Raw genomic sequence first — 19706 nt, forward strand, 5'->3', positions numbered from 1 at the left:
TGACCTAGCAAGTAGTTGTTACCTATACCATTGGGTTTAATTTTGCCTTAAAAATCATTCTCTTGAAAAAGCGACGTCTTGAAATTGTTGTGCTTTCTGATATTCACTTAGGTTCTTATGCATGCCATGCAGAAGAATTACTAACATACCTATCTAGTATTGACCCAAAAATCTTAATTCTGAATGGCGATATTTTAGACGCAAAGAAAATGCGTAACAATTACTTTCCTCCCTCCCATCTAAAAGTAGTTAAGAAAATATTTTCGCTAGCTTCAAAAGGCACCGATGTACATTATATCACCGGTAACCGTGACGAACCTTTTCGTAAAATTGATGAGATTTACATGGGAGCAATACAAGTTTCTAATAGATTAACATTGAAACTGAACGGGAAAAACACACTCTTTTTCCATGGAGATATTTTTGATTTTTCATTTCGGCACTCGCAATGGTTATTGAATTTTGGGGGCACAGGTTTTGACCTGCTTTTAAAACTTGCCAAGCTCAAAACAAAAACGTTTCATGTTTTCGGGAAAAAGAACAAACCTTTTTCAAATCAGGAATTGGAATATGGAGAACGTGACCCTAAACAAATTGCACTTTTCGAGAAAAACGTAGCCAAAATGGCTATTAAACAAGATTATGACCATGTAGTTTGCGGACATAGTCACGCACCGAACAAGCAACTTTTTGAAACTAGAAAGGGAGAATGTCTTTACTTAAACTCTGGAGATTGGGTAAAACACATGACTGCCCTTGAATATTCTTTTAAACGTTGGAAACTCTACCGCTACGAAAATGATAAGCTTGCTACTTTCTATATGGATGAAGAACTTAAGTCTATGAACATAAACGAGCTTATCGAAACAATTACACAACGCAAGACAAGAGAACTAAACGACCAAAAAGAAAAAGACGAACTTAAAGGTTAGCTACTTTAATAAAGCTTCTTTCAATATACTCACCGGATGCTGTGCTATTCTCTTCGTACCATCAAATATTTGATGCCTACAACTTGTACCGTTGGCAGCGATAATTGTTTCTGGAGTTGATTTATTGACCGCTGGGAATAATTTTAATCCGCCAATTTTCATACTGGTTTCATAATGCTCTTCTTCATACCCAAAAGAACCAGCCATACCACAACAACCAGATGCTATAATGGTAACCTTATAATTCCTTGGCAAATTCAATACATCAAAAGTTACTTTCTGATTACTCAACGCTTTTTGATGACAATGATTATGAATTTTTATATCTCTAGCTTCTTCTGTAAATTCAGAAGAATTTAAATTACCTTCTGCTATTTCTTTTGCTAGAAACTCTTCTATCAAAAATGAATTATCAGCTATTTTCTGAGCCGTGTCTTTATCTGATGTCATACGTTTGTATTCATCTCTAAAAGATAAGATTGCCGAAGGCTCTAAACCTAAAACTGGCAAACCAGCTTCTGCAAACTTTTTTAATTCTTGCGTATTCTTAATCGCTAGCTTTTGAGCTTGTTTTAAAAATCCTTTAGAAAGAAATGTTCTCCCACTTTCAGCATAATACAATTCAACATCGTAGCCAAGTTTCGTTAATAGCTCAATAGCATCTTTACCAACCTCAATATCTAAGTATTTAGTGAATTCATCAATAAACAAAACTACTTTTCTATTAGACTTAATGTTTTGATTACCATATTTTTGAAGATGTTTATCGAAATTAAAGCTATATACCTTAGGTAAAGTACGTTCTTTAGCTACTCCGCTCGTTTTTTTCAACAAACCGCCTAGAAATTTGGAGTCATAAATTGCATTTGTCAAACCAGAAACCTTACTTCCCAACCCGTTTAGCTTGGTGTTATATGCAAATAATTTTCCTCGTAAAGAATAGCCATTTGCTTCTTGATATTGATATAAAAACTCTGCTTTCAAAGTTGCTACATCTACATTACTAGGACACTCACTTGCACAGGCTTTACAACTTAAACAAAGGTCAAAAGCCTCTTTAATCTCTGGACTATCGAAACTATTCTTTGCCACACTATCAGGATTCGTCAAAAACTCTCTTAAAGTATTCGCTCTACCTCTAGTCGTATCTTTTTCATTTTTGGTTGCATGATAACTAGGGCACATACCACCATTCATATGATGGGTCTTTCTACAGTCGCCACTACCATTACACTTTTCTGCCGCCTTAAGTATACCTTCACTATCAGAAAAATCCATTAATGTCTTAATCTCAGGTTCTTTGCGGTCTACCTCATATCGAAATGACTTATCCATTGGGTAGGCATCTACAATTTTACCAGGGTTGAATATGCCCTTAGGATCAAAATAAGATTTAATTCTTCTTAAAAGTTCATAGTTCTTATCGCCTATCATTATAGGTATAAACTCGGCACGTACAATACCATCGCCATGCTCTCCACTAAAAGAACCTTTATACTTTTTAGTTAGTTTAGCAACATCGGTAGTAATATCTCTAAACAACCCAACATCGGTTGATTTCTTTAGGTTTAAAATAGGACGCAAATGCAATTCGCCTGCACCTGCATGTGCATAATACACCGCACTTTGATCATAACCCTTCATAATCACAGAAAATTCTGCTATAAAATCTTTAAGATCCGTTAAAGCTACTGCAGTGTCTTCTATGCAGGCTACAGCTTTCATATCACCTACTATATTACCCAGCAAACCTAAGCCTGCCTTACGCAACTCTATCGCTCTTGGTATTTGATCTCCAAATAGTACAGGGTTGGCATAACTGAGTCCTGATTGTGCTATTGTCTTTTGTAACGCTTCAACAGCCTCTTTCAATTCAGCTTCTGTATGTGCTGATACTTGTAGCATTAATAATGCTGCCGGATCACCTTCTACAAAAAACCGATTCTCTAATTGCGCGCGGTTATTCTTTGTGCAATCTAAAATGACTTTATCCATCATTTCGCACAATTGCAAAGGGTGTTTCATAACAGGAACTACATCCATTAAACAATCTTCTAAAGACGTATAATGCGTAACGACCATTGCCGATAATGCTGGTGGCAAATCATTTAATTGAACCGTAATTTCTGTTGTAAAAGCTAAAGTACCTTCGCTACCACACAGCAATTCTGCCATATTAAAGTAAGGTAAATCACCACCTAATACATCTGACTTCAATAACTCGTCTACGGCATAACCTGTATTTCTTCTATGTATTTCTGGCTTCGGAAAATATTCAATTATTTCAGAGGCTATATCTTTATTATCGAGTTCTTTAAATATACTATTATAAAGTGATGCTTCAAGTGTATGCTCTTGTTGCTTTTTCCTAAACTCTGACGCTGTAATTCTTCCAAATTCAGCTTCACTCCCGTCTGACAGAATGGTTTTCATTGAGATAACCTTATCTCTTGTTACCCCATATTGTATTGATGTGGTACCCGATGAATTGTTACCGACCATGCCACCAATCATACATCTATTTGATGTTGATGTATTAGGACCAAAAAACAATCCGAAGGGTTTTAAATATTGATTCAACTCATCTCTAATAACACCTGGCTGAACGGTTACCTGCTTCTTTTCTTGATCTAGGCTTATGATTTCTGTAAAGTGTTTTGATACATCAACTACTAAACCGTCTCCTACACATTGCCCTGCTAACGATGTACCTGCAGTTCTAGGTATAAGACCAATATTTTCATCATTGGCAAACCTTATAATTTTTTTAATATCATCAACACTTTTTGGGAAAGCAGCCCCTAAAGGTATTTTTCTATATACAGATGCATCTGTAGCGTAAATAGTCTTGGTAAGATTATCAAATCGTACATCTCCCTCTATATCTTGTCGTAACTTTGACAGCGAATTATTATCCAACTTAACACAATTTTGATTGCTAAATTAAGTTTTATTGTGTGAGCCACATTACAAATCGGCTCATTTTTCATCACAAAAAAGAATAACTATATGAAGATTTTAAAAGGTATTACCGTATTGATATTTATGGCAACCTGTTCGCTTTCTGCACAAGAAATATCGAATCATGCATTAGGATTACGATTAGGAGACAGTGACGGATTTGGAGCTGAAGTCAGTTATCAAAAATCTCTTACAAGAGACACAAGGGTTGAATTTGATCTTGGATGGAGAGATAGTAGAAATTTTAATGCATTTAAAATTGCCGGACTTTACCAATGGGTACGCCCAATTGAAGGTGATTTTCAATGGTACTACGGCGTTGGTGGCGGATTAGGAAATGTTGATTTCCCCGGTGATGATGGCGGTCTATTCGTTTTTGCAGCTGGTGACATTGGTATAGAGTATAATTTTGACATTCCACTAATACTATCGTTAGATTTTAGACCAGAGTTAGGAGTTGTCGGTTATGACGGATTCTCTGATAATTTTGATTTTGATATCGGACTCGGTATTCGTTACCAGTTTTAACCTTTATTGAAATAATATGATAAAGACCTCTGACCATTGCGTTAGAGGTCTTTTTTTATATCCTATATATAAGTACATTTGCAACTTAACCTAAGTGAAATTTATGAAACATAGTATTTTAATACTGCTTGCAGGAGTCTTATTGTTTAGCTGTAACTCAAAGCCAGAAAGCTTTACCCTTAACGGAAAGCTTAGAGGCGAAATGACTGATGGCACTCGTGTTTTCTTGAAGAAAATAGGAGAAAACAATCAACCGATGGAAGTTGATACCGCTACCACAACAAATGGTGAGTTTACTTTCACCGGAAAATCTGATATTCCTGAACTTCACTACATCTTTGTTGAACAACTACCTGGTTATACCGCTGTAATTCTTGAAAACGGAGAAATACAATTTAGTGCACAAAGAGACAGCATGGGCTTCGCCGATATAAGCGGAACTTTTCAAAATGACACCTTCGCCGACTATATGGAGCAATCGAGAGAAATTTCTATGCAAGCGCAATCTATTCAACAAGATATGAAAGCTGCATCTGGTGAAGCGGCATTGGCTTTACAAGATGAAATGAAAGAACTTCAAGAAGAGTATAAAACATTTGAGCTTGATTATGTAAAAAGTCATCCTAAAGCATTAATATCTGCTTTGGTATTAGATAGAGCTGTTGCCACAAAAGCAGTTGAATTAGAAGAAGCAGAAGAAATTTACAAAACTCTTTCAGAAGAAATTAAAAGTTCTAAACCAGGAAAGCAAATTTCAGAAGGCATTGAAAAACTAAAGGCTTCTGAAGCAGCAGGTAAAAACTCTAGTATTGGCGCAAAGGCTCCTGAATTCTCAGGTCCAAGTCCTGATGGAACTGAACTTGCCTTGAAAGATGTTATGGGAAAAGTAACCTTAATCGATTTTTGGGCCGGATGGTGTAGACCTTGTAGAGCTGAAAACCCTAACATCGTTGCTGTTTATAATAAGTATCACGACAAAGGATTAAACGTTCTAGGTGTTTCTTTAGATAGAACTGATGAAGCCTGGAAAAAAGCAATCGTGGAAGACGGATTAGTTTGGAACCATATTTCAAACATCGCATATTTCGATGATAAAATCGCTAAGCTATATAATGTTGATGCAATACCTGCAGCATTCTTATTAGATGAAAACGGAATAATAGTTGCAAAAAATTTAAGAGGTCCTGCACTTGAGGCTAAGGTTGCAGAGTTACTGAACTAGGTTTTAAATAAGACATAAAAAAAAGCCCGAACATTTAATGTTCTGGCTTTTTTTTATGTCTTTATCGATTGATCAATTAGAAAACATCTCTAACATCTCTAAAAGTACCCTCAACTGTAGTATTCGCTCCTCTAGTAACACTACCAAAGATATTAACTACAGAATCATCACCTATAAATTCTATAGTCGCACCTTCATTAAGGCTTAAATTACCATATATGGTTAAATTACCTTCTACTCTTAAAGTTGCTCCTGCGTTTACAGTTATATTTCTTTGGCTATTATTTCTACCAACCACTATCGTTCCATTCATCTCAAACAATCCATTTGAATTGATATTGACGCCTTCTTTTACGGTCCAAGAGCCACATAGCAACAAATTGCCACCAATGTTCATACTATTGAATCTTTTTGAGCCTCTATATGCAAAATCGTCTCCGCTATTTACATTTAAATTTGCACTGCCAGAATAACTTTCTAATTCTGAACAACGATCTGTTAAGCTATCGCTAGGTCTATTAAGTTTAATAATCTGAAATCCTGATTTACCTGATGCAGCAAAAATATAATCACCTTTTGTGGCTACATAATTTATTGAACCAGTTAGCTCAATTACACCAACACCAACAGTACTATTATCACTAGTTTCCGAAAGACTTAATCCGCCAGCACCGTTAGCCATCAAAAGAACATTTTCGTTCACTGCAACACCATTAGTCACAATTTCACCTGGCTCAGCGTTTTCCGGACTAGTTAAAATCGGCAAGTATTCTACAAAGCTTCCTGACGTTGCATTATATACTCCGGCACCTTTTGTTCCTTCCGAAACAACTATGTTTTCATTTAAATAATCTAAGGTACGTTTGGCATCTATACCAAAATCAGATTCTATAGCTATACTACGAATCGTATTCAAATTCTGATCTAAGAAGCTAACACCTTGCGCTGCATCTAAAACAGCGATTTCATTACCACTATACGCTACGGCACGTAAATCTGAAAAAGGAGCTTCATTTAAAACTGTTAAATCATTTTTATCATATACAACGACTAAGCCGTCTTGCCCACTGGTTACTACAACGTTGTTATCTATAATTCTAACATCTGTAGCATTGAAGCCCTCTTGAAAACCGTAAGCAATATTAGCAGTATTCATTCGACCCCCACTCACAGCTATCTTAGCTATTAATGAATTTGCTGTTGCAGTAACTGATTGCTCAGAATCTACGCCACCTGCAACATATATATAACCATTATCATACGCAATAGAATTCAAATCTGCGTTGGTATAATAGACTCTTGATGTTATTGTCGGGTTTGTAGGATCACTAATATCGATGACATCTATGGCACCAACATAATTTTGACCTACAGTATTGTAAGACACATAACCATAATCACCATCTAAGATAACATGAGTAGCGGCTAAATTTTCTCCATTTGTAAATGTTGGAGGTGCAATTTGAGCAACTAACGAAAGTGGATAATCACCAGCTTCTTCATCTTTACCAGTTAAACTCGATCTTTTTGCACTCTCAATAGGATCTTCATAAATATCCAAAACACCAGCACGCTCAAAACTTACGCTATTGTCAAGCTTAGATTGGTCGGTTTCACTAACTAAATTGTCTTCAGGATTTTCAAAAATTGTGGTTTCATCACTACAACTTGCTACTAAAAATGAAGCAGAAATAGCCATTAGCCATACATTTCTTACAGATAGGGTTGATTTCATTTTAATTCGGGGTTTTGGCACTAACGTCCCAAACTGCCCTCTTGTTGTCTATACACAGAGAAATACGATGAAATACACTTATTTAAGGTGAATCATACACTTTATTAATAAAATAATCGGAAAGTAATCTAAATCTTACCCATTTTCTCAAGTACCAATAAAAGTAGTATTGGCAATGCTAGTAAACCTACCATTAGGGTTTCTGTTTGTAACAAGCTGGGCATGAACAATAAGGTACAAGCATACCCTCCTATAGCACCTCCAAAATGAGCAGTATGCCCAATATTGCCTAATCGCTTTTTCATACCATAAATAGAATATAGCAAATAACCTATACCAACAACATATGCAGGAACCGGAATTGGAATAAACATAATACCCAATTGCATATTTGGCTGCAAAAGAATTGCAGAATATAATATACCAGTTACGGCACCACTTGCACCAACAGCAGAATAATAGGGTTCATCTTTATGAAAACTTAAAGCCAACAAACTCCCACCAATAAGACTTACAGCATAAATGATTAAGAACTGTGTTGTACCAAACCAATTGATAACTACCCCTGCAAAGAAATAAAGGGTAAGCATATTAAACAATAAATGTGAAATATCTACATGCAGAAACCCCGATGTTGCCATACGTTCTTTCTGACCTGCTTTAATTGCACCAATACTAAATTTATAGCGTTCAAAAAAAGTAGTATCACTGAATCCCTTCATTGAAACTAATACATTTGCCGCTATTATTGCTATGGTCGCTATATCAATGTTGTACATTATCTGGCCTTTATTTGGCGTCAAATATAACTATATTTGCCCATAATTTTTTTTGAAAATGCAACTACTGGCCTTTGTTTTGATCTATCCATTTTTATGGGTTGTTTCTATTTTGCCACATCGCTTATTTTATGGCTTATCCGATATTGCCTGTTTTTTCATATACCGCGTATTCGGATATAGAAGAAAAGTGGTGCAAGAGAACTTGAATTTGGTCTTTCCAGATAAGTCTGCTGATGAAATTCATCGTATTGAAAAGAAATTCTACAAACACCTTTGTGATATGTTTTTAGAAATGGTCAAAACCATGAACCTTAGTAAAGAGGCTGTCGCTAAAAAATACCATCTCGTAAACCCTGAAGTTCTACTGGAAATCGAAAAAGAACGAAGTATTATTATTTTGTGCGCACATTATGCCAATTGGGAATGGAACGTAAGCATTAACAATTATGTAAACTCTAAAGGATATGCCGTTTACCAAAAAATAAACAACTCTTATTTTGATAATTTCATCAAAAAAACTAGAGCTAGATGGAATACTACTTTAATAACCCAAGCACAGACTGCAAAAACAGTCATTCATAATTTTAGAAATAATGTCCGTGCTACCTACGGTATGGTAAGCGACCAGTCTCCACAAGCGCATAGAGCACATTATTGGACAGATTTCATGGGCATTACTGTTCCAATATTTAATGGTGGCGAAGCCCTAGCACGAAAAACAGGATTAGCAACGGTATTCTTAAAAGTAAGTAAAGTAAAACGTGGACACTACAAAGCAGAGTTTACCCCTATTGCTATAAATAGTAAAGAAACCAAAGAACATGAAATCACGGACAAATTCTTAAGACTCACCGAAGAGCAAATTCGAGAAAAACCAGAATACTACCTTTGGACCCACAAACGTTGGAAACATAGAGGTAAAAAACCTGCAGCTTTTGCCGATGTCAGTTAAGACTATAGAAAATAAAAAACCGGAAGCAGTTAAACTGCTTCCGGTTTTTTGTTTTATCAACTGGTTCTAAAATTATAAACCAGCTATAGCCTTTATCTCTCCAATTATTCTATCTGCAAGACCATCTGCTTCGGTCTGACTTTTAGCTTCCGTATAAATTCTAATAATAGGCTCTGTATTAGATTTTCTAAGATGCACCCAGTTTTCAGCAAAGTCAACCTTTACACCATCAATCGTAGAAATTTCCTCTGCGGCATATTTTTCTGCCATGGACTTTAATATACCATCAACATCTAACCCAGGTGTTAACTGAATTTTCTTTTTGCTCATAAAGTAACTTGGGTAGCTAGCTCTTAATTCTGCTACTGTACCTCCTTTTTCAGCCATCAGCATTAAAAATAAAGCCGTACCTACTAATGAATCTCTACCATAGTGACTTTCAGGATAAATAATACCTCCGTTACCTTCACCACCAATTATAGCGTTATTAGCCTTCATTTTCGTAACTACGTTTACTTCACCTACTGCAGCAGCTTCATATGTACCACCATGTTTTTGGGTAATATCACGTAATGCACGAGAAGATGATAGGTTAGAAACCGTATTACCTTTTGTTTTACCTAAAACATAATCAGCACAAGCGACCAATGTATATTCTTCACCGAACATTTCGCCATCGTTACTAATGAATGCCAAACGATCTACATCTGGATCTACTACTATACCGAAATCAGCTTTTTCTTTAATAACTAAATCGCAAATATCTTTTAAGTGCTCTTTTAATGGCTCTGGATTATGTGGAAAATGACCTGTTGGCTTGCAATACAATTCCACCACTTCCACTCCAAATTCCTTTAAAAGTTTTGGTATTGCAATACCTCCTGTAGAATTCACTCCATCAACAACTACTTTGAATTTAGCTTTTTTAACCACCTCGGCATCTACCAAAGAAAGGTTTAAAACTTCATCTATATGTATATCTATATAACTGTCGTTCTTATTTATTACTCCTAAATCATCAACATCAGAAAAATCAAAATCTTCTTTTTCTGCTATTTCAAGAATTTTAGCACCTTGAGCAGCATCTAAGAATTCTCCTTTTTCGTTTAACAACTTTAAGGCATTCCACTGTTTTGGATTATGACTTGCTGTTAATATAATTCCCCCATCGGCGTTCTCCATTGGTACAGCAATCTCTACAGTTGGTGTTGTAGATAAATCTAAATCAACTACATCGATACCTAAACCTACCAAAGTTGAAACTACAAGATTCTGCATCATCTCGCCAGACAAACGAGCATCGCGACCAATAACAACTTTTAATTTATCCTTTTTAGAATAGTCTTTCAACCAGATTCCGTAAGAAGCAGCAAATTTCACAGCATCAATAGGTGTCAGATTGTCTCCTGGCTTACCTCCTATTGTTCCTCGTATTCCTGAAATAGATTTTATTAGTGTCATATAATCTTAATAAGTTTTTTGCAAATATAAACGTATCATACTTATCACTATTGCCCTTCTTTGTAAATTCGAACTACTTAGCATAATTTAGGCGAATGAATTTTTTAGCTCATATTTACCTGTCTTTTAACGACAAAGAAATTACCATAGGCAATTTTATAGCCGATAGCATACGTGCCAATAAATTTGACCACCTTCCAATAAAGGTTCAGAAAGGCATAAAACTTCATCGTCATATAGACACGTATACAGATAGCCATGCTATACCAAAAATTAGCAGCAAAAGACTTCATGCAAACTACAGTCACTATAGCCGAGTTATCGTCGATATCTACTACGATCACTTCTTAGCTAAAAATTGGTCTAGATATTCTGATGTTCCGTTAGATGTTTTTGTGGATAACTTCTATGATCTTTTAGAAGATAATTACGAGATTCTACCTATCGGAGTCAAAAAAATGATGCCTTATATGATTGCCGATAATTGGATATTCAACTATTCTAAAATGGACGGAATCGCTCGTGTACTAAATGGTATGAATCGTAGAACCAACAATAAATCTAAAATGAATTTTGCCATTCTAGACCTCGAAGAACACTATGATGACTTTGAGGCTGAATTTACCGAGTTCTTCGAAGAACTTATTACTTTTTCAAAACAAAAATTCACTTCACTGACAAATAAATGATAATTATTAAAATCTATTAACCAATACATTAAACTCAATTATTTAAATAATAAATTTAACTAACTATGAACCAAATAAAAATAATAGTAATGCTAGCTGCATTCATGACTTTAGGCAGTTGCAAAGAGAATCCTGCAGTCCCAACTGGCACAGTTACCGAAGAAGCAATGGTAGTATCAGCTCGTGAAGAAGCTTCTAAAATAGGCAGTGATATTATGCAACAAGGTGGTAACGCTTTTGATGCTATGGTTGCAACCGAAATGGCTTTAGTTGTCGCTTATCCTTTTGCAGGTAATTTAGGAGGTGGCGGCTTTATGGTATACAGAAAAGCAAATGGCGAAGCAGGATCTTTAGACTACCGCGAAAAAGCACCATTATCTGCGCACAAAGATATGTACCTAGATTCATTGGGTAATGTAATACCAGGTAAAAGCACATTAGGGGCTACGGCAGTTGGTGTTCCAGGTACCGTTGCCGGTATAATTGAGGTGCACAAAAAATTTGGTTCTCTACCACTTGAAGAAATTATGGCTCCCGTTATTGCTTTAGCAGAGCGTGGCGTAGTGGTAACCGCCAATCAAGAAAAAAGACTAACAAGCCAACGCGATAAATTTATTGAGGTAAACAGCGACAGTACCAAGTTTGCGACCGAATATAAATTGAACGATACCATTAAATATCCTGCTTTGGCAAATACTTTTAGAAGTATTGCAAAGCATGGTAGAGACGGATTCTATAAAGGTGAAGTAGCACAAAAACTTGCTGCATTTATTCAAGAAAAAGGAGGGTACGTAACAGAAGAAGATTTAGAAAAATACCAAGCAGTATGGAGAGACCCTATTACTTTTAACTACAAAGACTTGCATATAATTTCTATGAGTCCGCCTAGTAGTGGTGGCGTAACCATCAATCAGATATTTAAAATGATAGAGCAATATGATGTTGCCAAACTCGGTCACAATTCTCCTAAAATGGTACAATTGTTTACTGAAGCATCAAGAAGAGCCTATGCCGACAGAAACTACTTTTTAGGTGATCCTGATTTTGTTGAAATACCATATAACAAATTATTAAGTGATGAATACCTTGCCGAAAGAATGGCAAGCTTTTCTTTTGACAAGGCCACTAAGTCTTCTGAAGTGGAACATGGCAATATTGAGATTGTAGAAAGTATGGAAACTACCCACTACTCTATTGTTGATCAAGAAGGTAATGCTGTTTCTGTAACAACTACATTAAACGGCGCGTATGGCTCTAAGTTGTATTCAGATGAGCTTGGCTTCTTCTTAAACAACGAAATGGATGATTTTAGCGCTAAAGCCGGTGTACCGAATATGTTCGGTCTAGTTGGCGCAGAAGCTAACAGTATTGCTGCTGAAAAAAGAATGCTAAGTAGCATGACCCCAACCATCGTTGAACGTGATGGCAAGTTATGGATGGTTGTTGGCACACCGGGTGGGTCCACAATTATTACTGCTGTAGCACAAACTATTTTAAATGGATATGAGTTTAAAATGAGCATGCAAGATGCCGTTAACGCTCCTCGGTTTCATCATCAATGGTTACCAGATATGGTCATCTTTGAACCAGACGGATTTTCTACAGAATTAAAAGAAGAAATGAAATCTAAAGGATATATCATTAATGAAGAAAGAACCCCGATTATAGGTAAAGTTGATGCTATTCGCGTTTTAGCAAATGGCAAACTTGAAGGGGGTGCCGATAAACGTGGAGACGATGCCGCAATAGGATTTTAGTCTTAAATAAATTTAATTTTAATCGATTAAAGTTTAGTTACAATTAATTATTAATGAATTATTTGAATACATTATGCTAAAGAAATTAATTAAGTTTATTGGTATAGTTATTTTACTGGCGATAATAGGCTATGGTGTCTTATATTACCTCTATAATGAACCTGTACCTACTGGTGAATCTGGACCCGAAGCTGATGCTTTGGCGTACAGAATGTTTGATGCACTTAATTACAAAAATTACAATAGAACTAAAGTATTAGAATGGTCTTTTCGAGGTGACCACACCTATAAATGGGATAGAGAAAAGCAAATTGTAATAGTAAGTTATGATGACATCGTTGTAAACTTAGACTTAATCACTCCGCATTCAAGTACTGCTACGATTAATAATGAGCTTGCGTCTTATGAAAAAACACAAGACCTTATTGAAGATGCCCAAAGCTATTTCAATAATGATTCTTTTTGGCTAGTAGCACCCTTTAAAGCTTTTGACCGCGGCACCGAGCGCTATTTAGTAGATATGGAAGATGGTTCTGAAGCGCTTCTTGTAACTTACACCCAAGGTGGCGATACACCTGGCGATTCATATCTATGGATAATAGAACCTAGCGGAAGACCTAAGAGTTTTAAACTTTGGACAAAAATTATTCCAATTGGTGGTGTGGAAGCTACATGGGAAGAATGGATTGAAACAGATAGCGGCGTTTTCCTTCCTACCCAACATAAACTAGGTCCATTTTCCATATCAATGGGAGAAGTTAAAGCTACCTATTAACATATAATTACTCCATTAAAGTTTAACCATTTTACCTAAAAACCATTTTATGCAAGATTATAAATTTCCATTAGATTTTACTTTCCATATCGGCACACTGTCAAACGATTTTTCAGCTGTAGATGCCAATGGTAAAATGGTAGCTTATGTAAAACAAAAGCTATTCAAGTTTAAAGAAAACGTTGGTGTTTATCAAAATGACAGTAAATCTAATTTACTATATAATATTAAAGCAGATAGGTGGATCGACTTTTCTGCATGCTATTCTTTCTCAGATACGGCAGGTAAGGAGTTTGGAAAAATCGGCCGCAAGGGATGGGCTTCTTTATGGAAAGCACATTACGAAGTTTTTGACGAAAACAAACAATTGAAGTATACTATTAGAGAAGAGAATGCATGGGTAAAGGTGATGGATGGCTTAGTAGGGCAAATACCTATTATTAACCTATTTACAGGACTATTTCTAAACCCAGCTTATTTGGTAATCAATGGTAACAATGAAACCGTAGTTCGATTGTCTAAAGAGAAATCATTAGTTGGTCGTCGCTTTAAGGTTAGTGAAGTAAAAAAACTGAACGGTAATGATGATGATATTATCATATTAAGCTTAATGATGATGGTATTACTAGAACGCCGTAAAGGCTAAAATTCAGCCAAGCCATATTCATTTAAAACAATATCCCATTCTTCGGTTTCTATTATTTCAAGAATTCTCTGAGTAATACGTTGCTCTAATTCTACATGTGTTTTTGGGAGTGCGAAGGCATAGAACTGTATATCGAATTTAATCGGTAGTAACTCTAATTCATGTAATGTAGAATCTCTTTGAATGGCATATTTTAAAATAGGCTCATCATATATGAATGCATTTATATTACCTTGGTTCAATTTTTTTAAACCAGTTGGTACATTTGGATACGTATGAATATCTTTAAAAAAATGTTCTGACAAGAAGTTTTCAGTACCAGAGTTAGTTATAGTGCCCACTGCCCTTCCCTTAAATTCATTAAAACCATCAGGATTTGTAGTAAGTTGATTTACGGTTAAACTCGATGCTATACTCGCTGTTAATCCTGAAATAAATAGAAGACCACCAAACATAAGAACCAAGGCGGTTATCTTACCAAATTTGGTAACAGGTGCCTTATCGCCATAACCGACAGTAGTCAAAGTTACAGCAGACCACCACATGCCATCCCATAGTCCGCTTCTTCCAGGTCTAAATACATCTGGATTCTTTTTACGCTCAAACAGCCACCCTAGCACCCCAAATAAAAAGATAATAAATAGCAAAATCAGTAAGCCGCTTAGAAAGCCGACATTTAAAAAACCACTTAAATATGATTTCAATCTATCAAAAGAAGAAACTTCAGCAATAGCTATAGTAGCATTAGAAGCATAAAAAGAATGTGTAAACTCCATCTCTTTACTACGCTGACTGGTAATGGTTAACGGATTAATACTTAAATCAATTCCGCCAGTGCGAAGAGAATCTAACATTGACGAAAATTCCATAGGTATCATTTCATATTCAATATTCAAATCACTAGCCACCCTTTTCCACAACCAGACATTAAGTCCCGCCACATCCTCTCCGTTTTCAACTATAAAAGGTGCTGCAGCAGTGTAACCAATACGTAATTTTTCATCATCAACTTGACTACTTGCAGAGATTGAAATAAATAACATGATGACTAATAGAAGAATCCTCATAAAATGTTCGGCTTTACATTCTTTTAAATATAATCATTTTAGAAAGTATCGAGAGATTAAACTAACTGTAGAAAATGAAGTAATTTTAAATTCTTAAAACAACTTAGCTTATGGATATTAAACTAATCACTTTTAAAGAAGTTACGGCAGACCTACAATCTCAACTTACTGAACTCTATAAACAATTGAATGCTGAGTTAACGCAATTAGATTTGGCAACAGCTCTTTCTGATTACAATACTACAAATGTTGTAATTTGTTTGGACGATGATAAATTAGTTGGTATTGCTATGATGGCAAAATACAAAGTGGTATCTGGACACAAAGGAATGATTGAAGATGTAGTCGTTTCTTCTAAATACCGAGGTCAAGGTATTGGGAGAAAGCTAATGGAAAAACTTTTAGAACAGGCAGAAATATCAAAACTTGACGACGTTCTTTTATTCAGTGGTCACCACAGAACTGCGGCAATTTCTCTCTATAAAAGCTTAGGTTTTAAATTAAAAGAGAGCGGAATGTATATTAAAAAATATTAAAGCTTTACTTTTAATTAACCTTCTTAACGTGTTGTAATTGATCTTTTAACTCCTTCATTGATTCTTGCAACTGACGTAAAAGACTATTATCTGTAGTAGCATCTACATTAAAAGTGATTTTACTACTCACCTCCCATATTTCTTGAATCTGAAATGGTTTAATATCATAAGGCGGGTAGGTTTCATTTAAAGAGATTAGGGTAATATTATTTGAGTTTGGTCGTTTTTCTACTTTCTTAACCATAATGGAATCTTGAAGTACAACAACATACATTTTATTTGCACTCACGTAATCTATATGTTCAATTGCCCTAGCCAAAACCCATTCTCCCGGATGCAAATTAGGTAACATACTATCACCTTCTACTTGAAACCCTCTATAGGTTGCATTTCTAAATTCAGGAATAGGTAAATCGAATGCAGGTAATTGTTGATACCAACTAGTATCTGATATATTCTGAGGATAACCGGCTGCTGCTTTTGCATTCACCAAAACCATATTTTCGCGATTTGCAGAATCAACCGTTACCACTTTAGGTATAACACTAGTTCTTGAAGTCTCTAAATACTGTTCTTCACTTTCACCAAACAACCAAAGCGGATTAATTTTAAATTGCTTCAACAACTCTAAAACAACTTTACCAGAAAGTTTAGTTCTACCTCGCTCTATATCTGCTGTTGTATTAGAAACACCAATTAGTGCAGCAAAATCTGCTTGAGTATAGCCTAGCTCTCTTCTTAAATCAGTAAATCGCTTTAATGTCAGTTCGTTTTCCATATTCTTTTCCGCCTCAATAAAGATTTTATACCTCTTTATATTTCAAATATAGTGATTATGGATTATATCCAAAATATTAATTGGATTATTTCCATAATTAGGAATATTTCCATAATTTTGGATTAATTACCAGTTACTATGGATTTTAATAGAATAAAAGAAAAATTAAATATTCTCGCCGATGCCGCTAAATATGATGTATCCTGCTCAAGTAGTGGCAGCAACCGCAAAAACAAGGATAATGGCTTAGGTGATACTGGTAATGGCATCTGCCATACCTATACAGAAGATGGTCGTTGTGTTTCGCTTTTAAAGATTTTGCTGACTAATCATTGCATTTTTGATTGCGCCTATTGTGTTACCCGTAAAAGCAATGATATTCAACGAGCTGCATTTAAAATTCAGGAAGTAGTAGATCTTACCATTAATTTTTATAGAAGAAATTATATAGAAGGGCTATTCTTAAGTTCTGGCATCTTTAAAAGCGCAGACCATACTATGGAAAGACTTATTGCCGTAGCGAAAAAATTACGCGAAGAAGAAAACTTCAACGGGTATATTCACCTCAAATCAATACCTGGTGCAAGTGATGAATTAATGTATGAGGCCGGTTTATATGCTGATCGTTTATCGGTTAACATTGAAATCCCCACTATCTCCGGCCTTAAACTTTTAGCTCCAGATAAAAAACATGAAGATTTCATTAAACCAATGCTGAAGGTGAAGAATGAAATTATACGTTATAAGGAAGAAAGTAAAATCATTAAAAGCACTGCAAAATATGCTCCTGCAGGGCAAAGCACGCAAATGATTGTAGGTGCTACAGGTGAAAGTGATAAAGATATTATGTATTCTGCCACTCACTTTTATAAAAACTATCAGATGAAGCGGGTTTACTATTCTGGTTATGTTCCTATCTCTACAGACAGCAGATTACCTTCTTTGGGTTCTGAAGTACCCATGCTTCGTGAAAACCGATTATATCAAACAGATTGGTTACTTCGATTTTACGGCTTTAGTGTCAATGAAATTTTAGATACAGATAATCCAAATTTAGATATGGATATCGATCCCAAATTGATGTGGGCACTTAGAAATCTAAATCATTTTCCTGTAGATATTAATAAGGCAGAACCACGAATGTTAGCAAGAATTCCGGGGATAGGAATGGGCTCTGTTCATAAAATTATAAGCGGAAGAAAATACCGCCGATTAAGCTGGGAGCATCTAAAAAAAATGGGAATTGCACTCAATCGAGCAAAGTATTTTATCATCTGTAACTCTTCTGATTGGGAACGAAGAGATTTAGACGCAGCTACCATAAAAGGAATGATTCTTCAATCTCAAAATAGCAAATTCAAAAATCAGTACAACAATCAATTATCCTTATTTAACTAAACTAATAATTTAATTAAACTAAATGACTATGGAAAATATTAATAACACATTGAACTCGACAAATATTTCAATTTCAAATACTGTTATTGACCGTAGTCAGAGTCAAATATTAGCAATAGGATACCAAATGGTATTATTAAAAACTAAGATTAAAAAAAGACTAAAAATTGTATCACGAATCTTTTTCTTCAACTTCTAAAACTGGTTATTATGAATGCTTCAAAAACTTTAGTTTACGATGGTAGTTTTAATGGTTTTTTAACTGCTGTATTTATAGGCTTTGAACATAAGCTTACACATGCCGATATTCAAAAACAAGGGCAATTACAGAGCGGTCTTTTTGCTGAAACAGAAACTATTTTTACAAATATTGAAAAAGCACAACGGGTTTGGAACGGAGTACGGAACAAAAGTAATACTGCTATTAAAAATATTTATTTTGCCTTCTTGAGCGAACAGAATAATATGGAAGCTTTAATCTACCGTTATATTCAAAAGTTAATGGGAAGTAAACACAAGGGAGCAACTGATTTTAGTGATGATGGAGTTTTAAAGATAAATCAACTTGCACATAAGGTCGGAAGAGAAAAGCATCGCATGGAAGCTTTTGCACGGTTTCAATTAACAAAAGACGATGTTTATTTTGCGAACATAGAACCAGATTTTGATGTACTTCCTTTAATCTCTAAGCATTTTAGAAATCGTTACGCCGACCAACAATGGATAATTTATGATGTTAAACGTAAATACGGATTGTTCTATGATTTGAATACTGTTGAAATTATATCACTTGACTTAACAGATATTCACTCAAATAGTATTGAAAAGAGTTCTGCATTTACTGAAGCGGAATATGAATATCAAGATCTTTGGAACAACTACTTTAAAAGCACAACTATAAAATCTCGTATTAATAACAAACTACATGTTCAACATGTACCAAAGCGTTATTGGAAATATCTGTCGGAGAAAAAGGAAGCTGTTTAATTTAGTTTTACTGTAGCTGACTTAAATCATAAATTTAAAAAACCTCGCATTGTACATTTAACATTATTTTTAAATGAGATTTAGACCATATCTATTTTTAGGTGAATAATAATGTAATGAAAAGATTTGCTTCAGTTGCAAAGCTATAAGCTCGATGTATCATTTTGTATTTACTAGTTCATTTCCTTTTTTAATGGGTACTACTGAATTTCTTTATTTTTTATTTTAAAATAAATTCAATTATGAATTATAAGATAAATGCTATCTCAGATTTCAATAATGATGGCGAAATACATATAAAGGAATCTAATATTGTCTTTGGCACTACAAGTAAAACTTCAGAGTCACTACCAAATCCTGCTGAGTTATTTTTAGGCTCTTTTGCTTCGTGTATGCTAAAAAATGTAGAACGCTTTTCTTTGTTGATGAAATTTAAATATAACCATACTGTAGGCTTCCCTAAAAATGTAGGCTTCCCCTTATTAGGACACCTCTAAATG

At 35.0% G+C, this 19706-nt stretch carries 18 protein-coding genes; 12 read left to right on the plus strand and 6 right to left on the minus strand.

Annotation, left to right across the window (positions count from 1 at the left end):
- The first annotated feature begins 62 nt into the window (after positions 1-62).
- A complete protein-coding gene (locus Q0871_RS02285; RefSeq protein WP_299317402.1) occupies positions 63-932 on the plus strand; it encodes a UDP-2,3-diacylglucosamine diphosphatase in 870 nt (289 codons plus the stop codon).
- Here the strand turns inward: Q0871_RS02285 and Q0871_RS02290 are convergent, their stop codons facing one another.
- Positions 933-3851 (minus strand): FAD-binding and (Fe-S)-binding domain-containing protein, encoded by a 2919-nt coding sequence (locus tag Q0871_RS02290; protein WP_299317405.1) that lies wholly within the window; start codon positions 3849-3851, stop codon positions 933-935. It abuts the gene before it with no gap.
- Between the two features lie 90 nt (positions 3852-3941).
- Between Q0871_RS02290 and Q0871_RS02295 the strand changes: the two genes are divergently transcribed.
- Together Q0871_RS02295 and Q0871_RS02300 are read left to right on the plus strand one after the other, a co-directional pair.
- Complete coding sequence (locus Q0871_RS02295; RefSeq protein ID WP_299317407.1) at positions 3942-4421, plus strand: hypothetical protein; 480 nt, start codon at positions 3942-3944, stop codon at positions 4419-4421.
- Positions 4422-4524: 103 nt separating this feature from the next.
- The gene (locus tag Q0871_RS02300) at positions 4525-5643 is read left to right on the plus strand and encodes a TlpA disulfide reductase family protein (protein ID WP_299317410.1); all 1119 of its coding nucleotides are present in this window, start codon (positions 4525-4527) and stop codon (positions 5641-5643) included.
- A gap of 76 nt (positions 5644-5719) precedes the next feature.
- Here the strand turns inward: Q0871_RS02300 and Q0871_RS02305 are convergent, their stop codons facing one another.
- Both Q0871_RS02305 and Q0871_RS02310 read right to left on the minus strand, forming a co-directional pair.
- Positions 5720-7378, minus strand: coding sequence for a hypothetical protein (locus Q0871_RS02305; protein ID WP_299317412.1), 1659 nt, complete (start codon positions 7376-7378; stop codon positions 5720-5722).
- A 128-nt stretch (positions 7379-7506) separates the two neighbouring features.
- Positions 7507-8157 carry a rhomboid family intramembrane serine protease gene (locus Q0871_RS02310; RefSeq protein WP_299317414.1) on the minus strand — a complete coding sequence of 217 codons (651 nt, stop codon included), beginning with the start codon at positions 8155-8157 and terminating at the stop codon, positions 7507-7509.
- A 58-nt stretch (positions 8158-8215) separates the two neighbouring features.
- Here Q0871_RS02310 and Q0871_RS02315 point away from each other — a divergent pair, with 58 nt between their 5' ends.
- Positions 8216-9112: a lysophospholipid acyltransferase family protein gene (locus tag Q0871_RS02315; RefSeq protein WP_299317416.1), complete on the plus strand. Its 897-nt coding sequence runs from the start codon at positions 8216-8218 to the stop codon at positions 9110-9112.
- 72 nt (positions 9113-9184) lie between these two features.
- Here the strand turns inward: Q0871_RS02315 and glmM are convergent, their stop codons facing one another.
- Positions 9185-10573 (minus strand): phosphoglucosamine mutase, encoded by a 1389-nt coding sequence (gene glmM / locus Q0871_RS02320; RefSeq protein ID WP_299317418.1) that lies wholly within the window; start codon positions 10571-10573, stop codon positions 9185-9187.
- A gap of 95 nt (positions 10574-10668) precedes the next feature.
- On the opposite strand from glmM, the gene Q0871_RS02325 reads away from it, so the two are divergent.
- The 4 genes from Q0871_RS02325 (at position 10669) to Q0871_RS02340 (ending at position 14440) form a co-directional block, all read left to right on the plus strand.
- Entirely contained in the window at positions 10669-11262 is a 594-nt protein-coding gene (locus Q0871_RS02325; protein ID WP_299317430.1) for an acyl carrier protein phosphodiesterase, read from the plus strand.
- Positions 11263-11327: 65 nt separating this feature from the next.
- Complete coding sequence (gene ggt, locus Q0871_RS02330) at positions 11328-13019, plus strand: gamma-glutamyltransferase (protein ID WP_299317431.1); 1692 nt, start codon at positions 11328-11330, stop codon at positions 13017-13019.
- A 73-nt stretch (positions 13020-13092) separates the two neighbouring features.
- Entirely contained in the window at positions 13093-13794 is a 702-nt protein-coding gene (locus Q0871_RS02335; protein WP_299317433.1) for a hypothetical protein, read from the plus strand.
- A gap of 49 nt (positions 13795-13843) precedes the next feature.
- The gene (locus Q0871_RS02340) at positions 13844-14440 is read left to right on the plus strand and encodes a hypothetical protein (protein WP_299317436.1); all 597 of its coding nucleotides are present in this window, start codon (positions 13844-13846) and stop codon (positions 14438-14440) included.
- Here the strand turns inward: Q0871_RS02340 and Q0871_RS02345 are convergent.
- A complete protein-coding gene (locus tag Q0871_RS02345) occupies positions 14437-15507 on the minus strand; it encodes a transporter substrate-binding domain-containing protein (protein WP_299317438.1) in 1071 nt (356 codons plus the stop codon). The genes Q0871_RS02340 and Q0871_RS02345 overlap by 4 nt on opposite strands.
- A 110-nt stretch (positions 15508-15617) precedes the next feature.
- On the opposite strand from Q0871_RS02345, the gene Q0871_RS02350 reads away from it, so the two are divergent.
- The gene (locus Q0871_RS02350) at positions 15618-16043 is read left to right on the plus strand and encodes a GNAT family N-acetyltransferase (RefSeq protein ID WP_299317440.1); all 426 of its coding nucleotides are present in this window, start codon (positions 15618-15620) and stop codon (positions 16041-16043) included.
- A gap of 10 nt (positions 16044-16053) precedes the next feature.
- Here Q0871_RS02350 and Q0871_RS02355 read toward each other — a convergent pair whose 3' ends face one another.
- Positions 16054-16821, minus strand: coding sequence for a LexA family transcriptional regulator (locus tag Q0871_RS02355; RefSeq protein ID WP_299317442.1), 768 nt, complete (start codon positions 16819-16821; stop codon positions 16054-16056).
- Positions 16822-16959: 138 nt separating this feature from the next.
- Here Q0871_RS02355 and Q0871_RS02360 point away from each other — a divergent pair, with 138 nt between their 5' ends.
- From Q0871_RS02360 to Q0871_RS02370, 3 genes are all read left to right on the plus strand, one after another.
- Entirely contained in the window at positions 16960-18219 is a 1260-nt protein-coding gene (locus Q0871_RS02360; RefSeq protein ID WP_299317443.1) for a putative DNA modification/repair radical SAM protein, read from the plus strand.
- Positions 18220-18429: 210 nt separating this feature from the next.
- On the plus strand, positions 18430-19206 hold the full coding sequence (locus Q0871_RS02365) for a TIGR03915 family putative DNA repair protein (RefSeq protein WP_299317446.1): 777 nt from the start codon (positions 18430-18432) through the stop codon (positions 19204-19206).
- 242 nt (positions 19207-19448) lie between these two features.
- Positions 19449-19703 (plus strand): hypothetical protein, encoded by a 255-nt coding sequence (locus Q0871_RS02370; RefSeq protein ID WP_299317448.1) that lies wholly within the window; start codon positions 19449-19451, stop codon positions 19701-19703.
- Positions 19704-19706 lie beyond the last annotated feature (3 nt).

Source organism: uncultured Maribacter sp., assembly GCF_947500985.1.
In the GTDB taxonomy this organism is placed as follows: domain Bacteria; phylum Bacteroidota; class Bacteroidia; order Flavobacteriales; family Flavobacteriaceae; genus Maribacter.